Genomic DNA, 13352 nt, shown 5'->3' with positions numbered 1-13352 from the left:
TCACCTCCCTCCGCAAGACCTCCGCTCGGCCTCCTGAAGTCGCAATCTGTGTCGTCTGGACCATTGCGCGCTTAGAAGCCAAAGCCAAAGCCAAAGCCAAAGCCAAAGCCAGTTAAAGACTGTTACCTATGTGCGTGAACTGATTTGTAACCCATGTGGGTGAGTCATACCGCCAGCCTTTTTTGGTTACTTTTTGGGGCGTCTGCCAAAAAGTGACCCGCCCTAAGGGCGGAAAGGTGGGTGAGCGTCGCCACAGCCAATGGATCTCAAACACATCAGAACCGTCTCGTGAAGCTTTCGGGCTTTTGAAAAGGGGACCTATCCGTCTGCGATACCGGCACCAAACCCCGCCGTTTGCTATCGCGGCTTCAAGTCCAGCCTACGCAAATGGCAAGTCACTTCCTCACGATCGTGATAAAGCTGCTTGCACGCAATCGACACCTTGACCTTACGCGCCTTGAACGTCGCCTCCATGCGGTCCAGCAACCGCCGCACCTCCGCATAACGCTGCTTCATCGGCAACTTCAGGTTCACCACCGCCTCACGGCACAACCCCTCACCCAGCCAAGTCTCGATCAACGAAGTGGACCGCGCCGGCTTCTCGACGATATCGCACACCATCCAATCCACCGGCTGCTTCGGCTGCCAGGTAAAACCGTCCGCCATCAGGTGCTGAACCAAACCAGTGTCCATCAGGCTCTCGGCCATCGGCCCATTGTCGATTGCAGTCACCAGCATGCCGCGACGTACCAGCTGGTAAGTCCAGCCACCCGGCGATGCACCCAGGTCGACACCCGTCATGTCATCGCCCAGGCGCTGATCCCACTGCTCCCGCGGGATGAACTGATGCCAGGCTTCCTCGAGCTTGAGCGTCGAACGGCTCGGCGCCTCGCGCGGGAACTTCAGGCGCGGAATACCCATAGGCCACAGCGCGCTGTTATTGGCCTCGGCAACGCCAACGAACACCCGACGGCCGCTGATGAAGGTCAGCAGCAAGCGCGGCAAACTGGCGTTGTCGGCCAGGCACCCAGCCTTTTCCATCGCTTTGCGCAGCGGCACTTCGAACTTGCGGCAGAAGGTCGACAGCTCTTTGCCATCGTTGCTGTCGAGCACTTCCAGCCACAGGCTGCCAAATACCGGCTGGTCAGCCAGGTGCTCGAGCAGCACGCTGATACGATCGCTTTCCGGCAATTCGATATAGCAGCCACGCGCCCACTGACGCGGGAAGATCAGTTGCGCGAAGCGCAGTTGCGTCATCAACCGTTCGGCACCTTCGGCCTCGGCACAGACAAACTCGGCGCAGGCGCTCTGCGGCTTGCCTTTGGCATAGCCAGCAACACCCAACAGGGCCGCGTGTTCGCTGATCTCGGCGCAGACCTCGCCCTCGAAACCGGGCCGGCAATGCATGAACAGGGTATTCATCTCTCACTCCACTACGGCTGGCGCACCACAGGCGCCGGCAGGGCGGCGATGATAAAGGAAGTTCGGAACCTGCGACATGCCCCGCCGGTCCAGAAAAGGGTCAGGGGTGGCAAACAGGTCTAACCTGACCACTCAGCCAGGTCCGTACCGTGCGGGCCGAAACAGAGCGGTGACACCGGCATGCGCCAGCAAATGCCGGGCACCGGTGCATAAGGAGTTGGCAATGCCCTCGCTCGATAGCCTGAATACCCTCAAGACCTTGAAGGTGGACGATAGCACCTATCACTATTACAGCCTCCCCGAGGCTGCCCGGCAGCTCGGCGACCTGCAGCGCCTGCCCATGTCGCTCAAGGTACTGCTGGAAAACCTGCTGCGCTGGGAGGACGGCAAGACCGTCAGCAGCGACGACCTGCGCGCCCTCGCCGGCTGGCTGCAGGAACGCCGCTCCGATCGCGAAATCCAGTATCGCCCGGCGCGGGTATTGATGCAGGACTTCACCGGTGTACCCGCCGTGGTCGACCTGGCGGCCATGCGTGCCGCGATGGCCAAGGCCGGCGGCGATCCACAGCGGATCAACCCGCTGTCACCCGTGGACCTGGTCATCGACCACTCGGTGATGGTCGACCGCTACGCCACCCCTCAGGCGTTTGGCCAGAACGTCGACATCGAGATGCAGCGCAATGGCGAACGCTACGCCTTCCTGCGCTGGGGCCAGAGCGCGTTCGACAACTTCCGCGTGGTACCGCCCGGCACCGGCATCTGCCACCAGGTCAACCTCGAATACCTCGGCCGCACCGTCTGGACCCGCGAAGCCGACGGGCGCACCTACGCGTTCCCCGACACATTGGTCGGCACCGACTCGCACACCACCATGATCAATGGCCTGGGCGTACTCGGCTGGGGTGTGGGCGGCATCGAAGCGGAAGCCGCCATGCTCGGCCAGCCAGTGTCGATGCTGATCCCCGAAGTGATCGGCTTCAAGCTCACCGGCAAGCTGCGCGAAGGCATCACCGCCACCGACCTGGTGCTGACCGTGACGCAGATGCTGCGCAAGAAAGGCGTGGTCGGCAAGTTCGTCGAGTTCTACGGTGACGGCCTGGCCGACCTGCCCCTGGCTGACCGTGCCACCATCGCCAACATGGCGCCGGAATATGGCGCAACCTGCGGCTTCTTCCCGGTCGATGAGGTTACCCTCGACTACTTGCGCCTGTCAGGCCGCCCGCAGCAGACGGTACAACTGGTCGAACAGTACTGCAAAGCCCAGGGCCTGTGGCGCCTGCCAGGGCAGGAGCCGCTGTTCAGCGATACCCTGGCGCTGGACATGGGCGAGGTCGAGGCCAGCCTCGCCGGGCCAAAGCGCCCTCAGGACAGGGTCGCCCTCGGCGAGGTCAGCCAGGCGTTCAACCACTTCGTCGAACAGCAGCCCAAGGTGCTGGCAAAAGAAGTCGGCCGCCTGGAAAGCGAGGGCGGCGGTGGCGTGGCGGTTGGCAATGCCGACCAGGCCGGTGAAATCGACTACAGCCATGAAGGCCAAACCCACACACTGCGCCATGGCGCCGTGGTGATTGCCGCGATCACCTCCTGCACCAACACCTCCAACCCCAGCGTGATGATGGCCGCCGGGCTGGTGGCGAAAAAAGCGTTGGAAAAGGGCCTGCAGCGCAAGCCTTGGGTCAAGAGCTCGCTGGCGCCCGGCTCCAAGGTGGTGACCGACTACTACAACGCCGCCGGGCTTACCCCTTACCTGGACGCACTTGGCTTCGACCTGGTCGGCTATGGCTGCACCACCTGCATCGGCAACTCGGGCCCGCTGGACGAAGCCATCGAAAAAGCCATCGGCAGTGCCGACCTGACAGTGGCCTCGGTGCTGTCGGGCAACCGCAACTTCGAAGGCCGTGTGCACCCGCTGGTCAAGACCAACTGGCTGGCCTCGCCACCGCTGGTGGTGGCCTACGCCCTGGCGGGCAGCGTGCGGGTAGACCTGACACGCGATTCACTGGGCACGGGCAAGGATGGGCAACCGGTGTACCTGCGCGATATCTGGCCCACCCAACAGGAAATCGCCGACGCAGTGGCCAAGGTCGATACAGCGATGTTCCACAAGGAATATGCCGAAGTGTTCGCCGGTGACGCCCAGTGGCAAGCGATCGAAGTGCCGCAGGCAGCCACTTATGTGTGGCAGGAAGACTCCACCTATATCCAGCACCCACCGTTCTTCGACGACATCGGCGGGCCGCTGCCGGTCATCGAGAACATTCAGGGCGCACATATTCTCGCCCTGCTCGGCGACTCGGTCACCACCGACCACATTTCCCCTGCTGGCAACATCAAGGCCGACAGCCCAGCTGGCCGCTACCTGCGTGAGAAAGGTGTAGAGCCGCGGGACTTCAACTCTTACGGTTCTCGGCGGGGCAACCATGAAGTGATGATGCGCGGCACCTTCGCCAACATCCGCATCCGCAACGAGATGCTGGGCGGCGAAGAAGGCGGCAATACGCTCTACGCGCCCACGGGCGAAAAACTGTCGATCTACGACGCGGCCATGCGTTACCAGGCCGATGGTACGCCGCTGGTGGTGATAGCCGGCCAGGAATACGGCACCGGCTCCAGCCGCGACTGGGCAGCCAAAGGCACCAACCTGCTGGGGGTCAAGGCGGTGCTGGCGGAGAGCTTCGAACGTATCCACCGCTCCAACCTGGTGGGCATGGGTGTGCTGCCCTTGCAGTTCAAGGCGGGCCAGGATCGCAAGCAACTGGGCTTGACCGGCAAGGAGCGCATTGACATCAAAGGGCTGGCTGGCGTTGAACTCAAGCCCGGCATGACCCTGCCGCTGCGGATCACCCGAGAGGACGGTCAAGTGCAAGACATCGAAGTGCTGTGCCGCATCGACACGGTCAATGAAGTGGAATACTTCAAGTCGGGCGGCATTCTGCATTATGTGTTGCGGCAGATGATCGCACCTTCGGCCTGACACACACCGGGGCGCTACGCGCCCCTTCCTGCCCTGGGGGGCTGGCCCTTGGCCAGCCAATCAGTCATCATCCGACTTATACGTCACTATTTCAGCAAAACAACTGTAATAGTGACGCCATCTTTCGCGAACGGGGCAGTTGCGCTAGCGCAACTGCAACGGCGTGCAGTTGCGTCAGATCAACAAACTTAAATATCCATTCAATTAAAGCAAGGGCTTGCCGATACCTGTCGAAAGCCTTGCGGATTACTCAGCCCATGCGTAACAACCAGCCGATCACTCAACGGGAACGGACTTTCCCAGCCCAACAACGGTTGATCTCGACCACCAACGCCAAAGGCGTGATCACCTACTGCAACGATGCATTCGTCGAGATCAGCGGTTTCTCGCGCGAGGAGCTGATCGGCGCGCCGCACAACCTGGTACGCCACCCTGATGTGCCGTCGGCGGTGTTCGCCCATATGTGGCAAACCCTCAAGCAAGGCCAGCCTTGGATGGGCATCGTCAAGAACCGCTGCAAGTCGGGCGACCATTACTGGGTCAACGCCTACGTGACGCCGATCTTCGACAACAACCAGGTCACCGGCTTCGAATCGGTGCGGGTCAAGCCGACCGCCGAGCAGATCCGCCGCGCCGAAGCCCTGTACCAGCGCCTCAACCAGGGCAAGAGCGCTGTGCCGCGCCGGGACACATGGCTGCCGGTGCTGCAGGACTGGCTGCCGTTCATCCTGATCAGCCAGGTGGGCTTCCTGATCGGCAACTGGCTCGGCCACTCCTGGGGCTTTGCCCTGGCCGCCGGCCTGTCGGTGCCGCTGGGGCTGCTCGGCCTGAGCTGGCAGCAACGCGGCCTCAAGCGCCTGTTGCGCCTGGCCGAACAGACCACTTCCGACCCGCTGATCGCGCAGATGTTCACCGACAGCCGCGGTGTGCAGGCGCGGCTGGAGATGGCCATGCTCAGCCAGGACGCGCGCATGAAGACTTGCCTGACCCGCCTGCAGGACAGCGCCGAGCACCTCAGCGAACAGGCACGCCAGTCCGACGCACTGGCCCACAAGAGCTCTACGGGGTTGGAGCGCCAGCGGGTCGAGACCGAACAGGTCGCCGCTGCCGTCAACCAGATGGCCGCTACCACTCAGGAAGTGGCCAACCACGTTCAGCGCACCGCCGATGCCACCCAGGAAGCCAATCGCCTGACCAGCCAGGGCCGACAGATCGCCGGGGAAACCCGCGATGCCATTGCACGCCTGTCGGCTGCGGTGGGCGAAACCGGCGAGACCGTGACGCAACTGGCCAAGGACAGTGACGAGATCGGTGGCGTGGTCGATGTGATCAAGGGCATCGCCGACCAGACCAACCTGCTGGCACTCAACGCCGCCATCGAAGCGGCTCGTGCCGGCGAGATGGGCCGCGGTTTCGCGGTGGTCGCCGACGAAGTGCGCCAGCTGGCCCAACGCACCGCGGAGTCCACCGGGCAAATCCATGGCCTGATTGCCAAGCTGCAGCAGACTGCCAACAACGCCGTGCTGACCATGGAAACCGGCCACCGCCAGGCTCAGGAAGGTGTCGAGCGTGTGATGCAGGCCGACCAGGCGCTGGTCGGTATCAGCGAAGCCGTGGGCAATATTACTGACATGGCGACCCAGATTGCCGCGGCCACCGAAGAGCAGACAGCGGTGGCCGACGAGATCAGCCGCAACATCAGCACCATCGCCCAACTGGCCGACCAGACCGCCGAACAGGCGCAGCACTCGGCGTTGCTCAGCGAAGCGCTGACCACTACCGCCGGTGGCCAGTATTCGCTGGTGGAGCGGTTCAACCGCTAAGGGCAAGCCCGCTCCCGCAACCAGTCTGCGAATTCCGAGGATTCGGCAGAACCTGTGGGAGCGGGCTTGACCCGCGAATGGGCCGCAAAGCGGCCCTTACCAATCCAGCGTCAACCGGCTTTCAAAGTAGCGCTCTTCCCCCGTCAACGGGTCGGCAAACCGCAAGCTGTGCGCCAGCAGCTTCAATGGCCGCTGATAATCATCTTCTACCTTGAGCAACTCAGGGTAGAACGGGTCATTACAGATCCCAGCCCCCAACGCTGCCATATGTACCCGCAGCTGATGGGTCTTTCCGGTGACTGGCGACAGCCCATAGCGCCACTGCTCACCGTTCTTCTCCAGCACCTCGGCCAGGGTTTCGCTGTTGTGCGCCCCTTCCACCTCATGCATGCGGAAAAACGGCTCGCCGTGCACCAGGCGGCTTTTGTGTACCAACGGGAATTCACGCTGCGTCAAGGCAGCGGCAATGGCCTGGTAGCGTTTGTCGATGCGCCGCTCGGGAAACAGCCGCTGATAGGCGCTGCGGGTCTGCGGGTTGGCGGAAAACAGCACCAACCCCGCGGTATGCCGGTCGATGCGGTGCAGCGGCACCAGGTGAGGGTTGCCCAGACGACGGATCAAGCGGCGCAGCAACGTTTGCTCGACATACTCGCCGGTCGGCGTCACCGGCAGGAAATGAGGTTTGTCGGCCACCACCAGGTGCTCATCCGCATGCAGTATGGTTTCCTGTACCGGTATCGGTCGCTCGTTGGGCACTTCACGAAAATAGTGCAGGCGCATGCCACGGCGATAAGGCAGGTCGGCGGCAATCGCCTGGCCCTGCGCGTCGAGCACTCGACCACGGGCAAAGCGATCAAGCCACTGCGCACGCTCGATGGCCTTGAAATGGTCGCACAGGCAATCGAGTACCGTTGGCCAGTTGCCGGGTGGCAGGCAGACCGTACTGGCTTGCTGGCGGGCGGGGTCGAAAGGCGTGGTCATGGCAAGGCTCGGAACAGGCAGGGCCGGGTATTATCCCCCATGGCCGGCAGCTCAACCAGCCTGCACCGCAGCCTCGCTCCGTTCTTTCAGCCAGCGCAGCACCTGTACAGGCTCCCAGCGGCCGGGGTCATAGAGTGCGTAGAGCAACCCCTGGTAACCCACCACATCCAGCCCACGGTGGTAACCGGCCCGCTGGAACAGTGCTTCGATCTCGGCGAAACAGGTATTGAAATGCACTTTGCCGAACGGCGTACGGTCATCGGTAACCAGGCCTTCGAGGCGCAGTTCCAGCACGGCGTCGTACACCCGTTCGACCGGCATTCGGTTAACGGTGTATTTCAATTGCTCGACGTTGAGCATGGGCTTACCTCGATACTGTATTTATATACAGCATACGAACATGCCTGCCTTTGCGTCAATGCTGTTCATCCTCGCAAGCCGGGCAAATAGCCGGTGCCCTTGCGAATGGTCAGCAGCTCGCGCCTCGGTGTGCCCGTTGTCACCGACAAGTGAACCCAGCTGTCAAACTCGAGGATCAACTGGTCGAAAACCACATCACTTTCACTGATGCGGCGGGCGACTTCCCGGGGGCTGTAGTCAGATAACGTGAAGTCCGCAGCCAGCCCGCTCACGTGCTGGCTGCGCGATGCCCCACCGACACGTGCGTTCAAGGCAGCGCAACGGTAGCCACTGCTGATGAGTACAGGTTGGCCAAAAAGGGCTCGCACCTGTTCGAGTGCCTGACATAACAGCAGCAGGTTGCTGGCGGCCTCTGCCGATGGCGTATTGTCCACCCCTTCTCTGGCGGCGATTTGTGAGGCGGTCATTTCTTCAAGCGTGAAATGTGGCGTGAGGCGCATGGCATGGTTCTCGACGGGGTTGATGATGGGCGGCAACAATGTCGCCGGCGCAGCATCATCAACTCGCCATGCCGTACATGCAGGCAGGTATCGTTTCCACAGGCCGCCCTCACTGGGCCAGAAACGCCACCACCTGCTCGCCATCGAACGGCCAATGCAATTCCGCAGAGGTATCACAGCGGCGCAGTACCGGAATGATCAGGCCGTAGCGTTCGAACAGCGCTTCGCTGTCGGCGATATCGATCAGTTCGACCAACAAGCCGTGGTCGACAAAAGGCATCAGGACGGCTTCGGCCACTTCGCACAGGTGGCACCCGACGGTGCCGAAGAGTTGGCATTCAGGCAACATGGAGCGGGACCCGGTTTGGCTTGGATGAGACACCTATTCTAGGTCGCTACCGCCCCCTGTGCACCTGGCCTCGCTCAATCCTGGCTGGTGGCACCGATACGGTGCAGCGACAAGTCGGCCCCCTGGAACTCCTGCTCGTGGCTCAAGCGCAGGCCATGCACCTTGCGGATCACGCCATACACCGCAAACCCACCGAGCAGCGCGACCAGCACACCGGCCAGGCTACCGATCAACTGGCTGGCCAAGCTGACGCCGCCCATACCGCCAAGGGCTGCCTGGCCAAAGATGCCGCACGCAATCCCGCCCCATACGCCGCACAGGCCGTGCAGCGGCCAGACGCCGAGCACGTCATCGATTTTCCAGCGGTTCTGTGCAGCGGTGAAACTCCACACGAACAACACCCCGGCCACCAGGCCGGTAGCCAGCGCGCCAATCGGGTGCATCAGGTCGGAGCCGGCGCAGACCGCCACCAGGCCCGCCAAGGGGCCGTTGTGCAGGAAGCCCGGGTCATTGCGCCCGGCCAGCAAGGCCGCCAGGGTGCCGCCGACCATGGCCATCAGCGAATTGATCGCCACCAGCCCGCTGACACCTTGCAAGGTCTGGGCGCTCATCACGTTGAAGCCGAACCAGCCGATGATCAGAATCCACGACCCCAGCGCCAGAAATGGAATGCTCGACGGTGCGAAGGCCACCAGCCGGCCGTCCCGATAGCGCCCACGCCGGGCGCCCAGCAGCAGCACTGCCGCCAGTGCCAGCCAGCCGCCCATGGCATGCACCACCACAGAGCCAGCAAAGTCATGGAACGGTGCGCCGAAGTGGACATTCAGCCAATCCTGGACACCGAAGTTTCCGTTCCACACCATGCCTTCGAAGAAGGGGTAGATGAACGCCACGATCAACGCTGTTGCACACAGCTGAGGCACGAACCGTGCACGTTCGGCAATGCCACCCGAGATGATCGCCGGGATCGCCGCAGCGAAGGTCAGCAGGAAAAAGCACTTGACCAGTGCATAGCCGTGGTCGGCAGCCAGCTGAGCGGCCGGCTGCAGAAAGCTCACACCGTAGGCTATCCAGTAGCCGATGAAAAAGTACACCAGGGCCGAGATGGCGAAATCACTGAGGATCTTCGACAAGGCGTTGACCTGGTTCTTGTGCCGCACAGTCCCAACTTCGAGAAATGCGAAGCCGGCGTGCATCGCCAGCACCAGAATGGCGCCCATGAGGATGAACAGGGTATTGGAACCGTGGACCAGGGAGTCCATCGCGCTGTGCATGTTTTGCATTGAATTGGCAGACCTTCAGAAAAGGCACCATGACAGTTCAAGAACCTGCATCCCTGCACCGAATCGGTGCCAACCTACCGCCCGTTGCGAGCAACCGGGCGAAGCCTGCGTGGTTTTTTCTTGGGTTTGTCGTGGATTGGGTTAAGGTTTATCGGTACTCGCCGGCGTCGGCGCCCTGCATCGGCGCATCGCTGCGGTCTACGCCCCGCGTTGTGGCATGCTTGTTAGCAAGCCCCATACCAGCAACCGCAGTGAACCTTCCGCACGTCGGGTAACTCGAACTACCTACACACCTACACAGGGAGAGCACCATGGCCAGCAAATCGGCAAAGACTGCACAAGAGATATTGATGGCTGACTTCCAGGCCTTGGTCCGTGACACCGAGAAACTCCTGGCCGATACCGCCAACCTGGCGGGTGACCAGGCCGATGAGCTGCGTGAGCAGATTCACGACCGCCTGACCCAGGCCCGCGAAAGCTTGCAACTGACGCAGGAATCGGTCCGCGAACGGGGTCAAGCTGCCCTGGGCAGCGCCGAACAGTACGTACAGGAAAACCCTTGGCACGCCATCGGGATCGCGGCAGGTGTCGGCCTGTTGATCGGCCTGCTGGCCAATCGGCGCTGAGAGGCTTACATGGAGAATGACGCCATCGGCACCGGCGCCTCGGGCAGGCGCCTGGGTGCTGCGATATTGGGGCTGTTGCACAGCCATATCGAACTGTTCGGCATCGAGTTGCAGGAGCAGAAAGGGCGCACTTTGAGCCTGCTGCTGTTCGCAGGCCTTGCACTGGTGTTTGCGCTGTTGCTGCTGACGGCCTTGTCGGGGCTGCTGCTGGTACTGCTGTGGGACAGCTATCGCCTGGCCGGCATCATTGGCCTGTGCATATTCTATGGCCTGGCCGCACTGTACTGCGGGCTGCGGCTCAAGGCCGCAGTGTTCGACGAGTCGTCGCCGTTCGGTTCCACCCTCGAAGAACTTGCCAAGGACCGGGAGCGCCTGTTGCCATGAGCCTGCCTGAACTGCCGAATACACGTAACCCGCGTGAGCTGCGCAAGGCGCTGCTGCGCCTGCGAATGGAGATGCACCGCCAGCAGATCCGCGTCGAATCGGGGCAGATGCTCGAACCGCTGCAGCGCCTGCGTGGCGTTGGCGGTTCGTTGCACGACGGGCTGGGCATCAAGCATGCGCCGCTCTGGGGGATTGGCGCCGTGGTGGCGATGGGTTTCCTGACCGGCAAGGGTGTGCGCAGCGGCAACCTGTCGCGCCTGGTACGCCTGGGTGCCAGCCTGCTGCCGCTGGTAAAACTTTACCTGCAAGGTGGCCGTCGCCCTTGAAGGCCCGCACCGCGCTTACAGGGGCGGTGCTGATTTGCCACTTGCATGGCGCTCGACGACACGTGAAGCTACGTCCTTCGACCGACAGGAGACCGAGCCTTGGACTGGCACACCCTGCTCACCCGCGAACGCCTGGGCAAAGCCCTGTATAGCCCCGAGGAACTCGGGCGCAGCCCTTTCCACAAAGACCACGACCGGATCATATTCTCAGGGGCATTTCGCCGCCTGGGGCGCAAGACCCAGGTTCACCCTGTCTCCAGCAACGATCATATCCACACCCGCCTGACCCACTCCCTCGAGGTCAGTTGCGTGGGCCGCTCGCTGGGTATGCGGGTTGGCGAAACGTTGCGCGACAGCCTGCCCGACTGGTGCGAACCCAGTGACCTGGGCATGATCGTGCAGTCGGCCTGCCTGGCCCACGACATCGGCAACCCGCCGTTCGGCCACTCCGGCGAAGATGCCATCCGCCACTGGTTTCAGCAGGCTGCAGGGCGCGGCTGGCTGGATGACATGAGTGATGAAGAACGCGGCGACTTCCTCAACTTCGAAGGCAATGCCCAAGGGTTTCGCGTGCTCACACAGCTTGAGTACCACCAGTTCGATGGCGGCACCCGGCTGACCTACGCCACCCTCGGCACCTACCTCAAATACCCGTGGACAGCACGGCATGCCGACGCGCTGGGCTACAAAAAACACAAGTTCGGTTGCTACCAGAGCGAACTGCCGTTACTCGAACAGATCGCCCACAAGCTTGAGCTGCCGCTGCTGGAAGAACAGCGCTGGGCACGCCACCCGCTGGTGTACCTGATGGAGGCCGCCGATGACATCTGCTACGGCCTGATCGACCTGGAAGACGGCCTGGAAATGGAGTTGCTGCATTACGCCGAGGTCGAGGCGTTACTGCTGGACCTGGTTGGCGATGACCTGCCCGAAACCTATCGCCAGCTCGGCCCCGCAGACTCCCGACGGCGCAAGCTGGCGATCTTGCGAGGCAAAGCCATCGAACACCTGACCAACGCCGCCGCCCGCGCCTTCGTCGAGCAGCAGCAAGCGTTGCTGGCCGGGCAGTTGACGGGCGACCTGGTCGAGCACATGCACGGCCCGGCCAAACGCTGCGTGCTCCAGGCCAAAGACATGGCCCGCCACAAGATCTTCCAGGACAAACGCAAGACCCTGCATGAGATCGGTGCCTACACCACGCTCGAGATTCTCCTCAATACGTTCTGTGGCGCCGCGCTCGAACAGCATGGCGGGCGCACCCCCTCCTTCAAAAGCCGCCGGGTACTTGACCTGATCGGCAACAACGCCCCACACCCGCACGATTCCCTGCATACAGCCTTCCTGCGCATGATCGACTTCATCGCCGGCATGACCGACAGCTACGCCAGCGAGATGGCACGGGAAATGACCGGGCGCTCAAGCCCGACATGAAATAGCACCCTGCCGCGCCTCCCCCCACCACGCGGCAGTGGTTATTGAAGGAAGTTTCCTACACAGGGCGCCCACACTTGAACACTTAAGTTAAACGCACTTACAAAATCACACAAACTGCCGCAATTTCATTTCAGGCGCTTACACTTCGTAGCTCTAATAGATTTCTTCTGTAGGGCATTTCCCATATACGTTTAATCGCCACTCCTCGCAACCCGCGTGAGTTGCAACTGGGTTAAGGTGCGCTTGACTGCACTTGCCCAGGAAAGTTGAACATGCACACCGTATTCATTGTCGATGACCATCCGGTCATTCGCCTGGCTGTCCGAATGTTGCTCGAGAACCAGAATTACAAAGTCGTCGGTGAGACGGACAATGGCGTGGACGCCATGCAGATGGTCCGTGAAACCCTCCCGGACCTTGTGATTCTGGACATCAGCATCCCCAAGCTGGACGGCCTTGAGGTGCTCTCTCGCCTCCAGGCCATGGCGCTGCCACTGAAAGTGCTGATCCTCACTGCGCAGTCGCCGGCGCTGTTTGCAGTGCGCTGCATGCAATCAGGCGCGGCGGGCTATGTGTGCAAACAGGAAGACCTGGGGGAATTGCTCAGTGCCATCAAGGCGGTGCTCTCCGGATACAACTACTTCCCCAGTCAGGTTATTCACACCAGCCACGAAACAGCGGACGCCGACCTCAGGCTTTTCCGACAGGTGAATGATCGTGAATTGATGGTCCTGCAACTTTTCGCCCAGGGTCGCAATAACAAGGAAATTGCTCAAGGTATGTTCCTGAGCAACAAGACCGTCAGCACGTACAAAAAACGATTGATGCAAAAACTTCAGGTCGACACGTTGGTCGACCTTATCGATATGGCCAAGCGCAACGCACTGGTCTGA

The 13352-nt window shown here is 61.8% G+C and carries 13 protein-coding genes; 7 read left to right on the top strand and 6 right to left on the bottom strand.

Annotation, left to right across the window (positions count from 1 at the left end):
• Positions 1-357: 357 nt before the first annotated feature.
• Complete coding sequence (rlmM, locus tag ACNQPL_RS09605) at positions 358-1422, bottom strand: 23S rRNA (cytidine(2498)-2'-O)-methyltransferase RlmM (protein WP_416466538.1); 1065 nt, start codon at positions 1420-1422, stop codon at positions 358-360.
• Between the two features lie 223 nt (positions 1423-1645).
• Between rlmM and acnA the strand changes: the two genes are divergently transcribed.
• Together acnA and ACNQPL_RS09595 are read left to right on the top strand one after the other, a co-directional pair.
• Positions 1646-4393: an aconitate hydratase AcnA gene (acnA, locus tag ACNQPL_RS09600; protein WP_346613819.1), complete on the top strand. Its 2748-nt coding sequence runs from the start codon at positions 1646-1648 to the stop codon at positions 4391-4393.
• 257 nt (positions 4394-4650) lie between these two features.
• On the top strand, positions 4651-6216 hold the full coding sequence (locus ACNQPL_RS09595; protein WP_346613818.1) for a methyl-accepting chemotaxis protein: 1566 nt from the start codon (positions 4651-4653) through the stop codon (positions 6214-6216).
• 96 nt (positions 6217-6312) lie between these two features.
• Here ACNQPL_RS09595 and ACNQPL_RS09590 read toward each other — a convergent pair whose 3' ends face one another.
• The 5 genes from ACNQPL_RS09590 to ACNQPL_RS09570 form a co-directional block, all read right to left on the bottom strand.
• Entirely contained in the window at positions 6313-7197 is an 885-nt protein-coding gene (locus ACNQPL_RS09590) for a pseudouridine synthase (RefSeq protein WP_416466537.1), read from the bottom strand.
• 51 nt (positions 7198-7248) lie between these two features.
• Entirely contained in the window at positions 7249-7557 is a 309-nt protein-coding gene (locus tag ACNQPL_RS09585) for a transcriptional regulator (protein WP_387529824.1), read from the bottom strand.
• A gap of 65 nt (positions 7558-7622) precedes the next feature.
• Entirely contained in the window at positions 7623-8057 is a 435-nt protein-coding gene (locus ACNQPL_RS09580; protein ID WP_416466540.1) for a D-Ala-D-Ala carboxypeptidase family metallohydrolase, read from the bottom strand.
• A 109-nt stretch (positions 8058-8166) separates the two neighbouring features.
• A complete protein-coding gene (locus tag ACNQPL_RS09575) occupies positions 8167-8406 on the bottom strand; it encodes a glutaredoxin family protein (RefSeq protein ID WP_346613815.1) in 240 nt (79 codons plus the stop codon).
• A gap of 74 nt (positions 8407-8480) precedes the next feature.
• A complete protein-coding gene (locus tag ACNQPL_RS09570; RefSeq protein ID WP_416466536.1) occupies positions 8481-9689 on the bottom strand; it encodes an ammonium transporter in 1209 nt (402 codons plus the stop codon).
• Positions 9690-10000: 311 nt separating this feature from the next.
• Here ACNQPL_RS09570 and ACNQPL_RS09565 point away from each other — a divergent pair, with 311 nt between their 5' ends.
• The 5 genes from ACNQPL_RS09565 to ACNQPL_RS09545 all read left to right on the top strand — a co-directional run bounded on the left by ACNQPL_RS09565 (position 10001) and on the right by ACNQPL_RS09545 (position 13352).
• Positions 10001-10315: a DUF883 family protein gene (locus ACNQPL_RS09565; protein ID WP_346613813.1), complete on the top strand. Its 315-nt coding sequence runs from the start codon at positions 10001-10003 to the stop codon at positions 10313-10315.
• Positions 10316-10324: 9 nt separating this feature from the next.
• Positions 10325-10699 (top strand): phage holin family protein, encoded by a 375-nt coding sequence (locus tag ACNQPL_RS09560; protein ID WP_346613812.1) that lies wholly within the window; start codon positions 10325-10327, stop codon positions 10697-10699.
• Complete coding sequence (locus tag ACNQPL_RS09555) at positions 10696-11025, top strand: hypothetical protein (RefSeq protein WP_416466535.1); 330 nt, start codon at positions 10696-10698, stop codon at positions 11023-11025. The genes ACNQPL_RS09560 and ACNQPL_RS09555 overlap by 4 nt, the downstream gene beginning before the upstream one ends.
• 99 nt (positions 11026-11124) lie before the next feature.
• Entirely contained in the window at positions 11125-12456 is a 1332-nt protein-coding gene (locus ACNQPL_RS09550) for a deoxyguanosinetriphosphate triphosphohydrolase (RefSeq protein WP_346613810.1), read from the top strand.
• 275 nt (positions 12457-12731) lie between these two features.
• On the top strand, positions 12732-13352 hold the full coding sequence (locus tag ACNQPL_RS09545; RefSeq protein ID WP_416466534.1) for a response regulator: 621 nt from the start codon (positions 12732-12734) through the stop codon (positions 13350-13352).

It is taken from the genome of Pseudomonas sp. LFS044 (genome assembly GCF_047978245.1).
In the GTDB taxonomy this organism is placed as follows: Bacteria; Pseudomonadota; Gammaproteobacteria; order Pseudomonadales; family Pseudomonadaceae; genus Aquipseudomonas.
The sequence above is the reverse complement of the archived record's forward strand: the minus strand, read 5'-3'. Positions and strand labels throughout refer to the sequence as shown.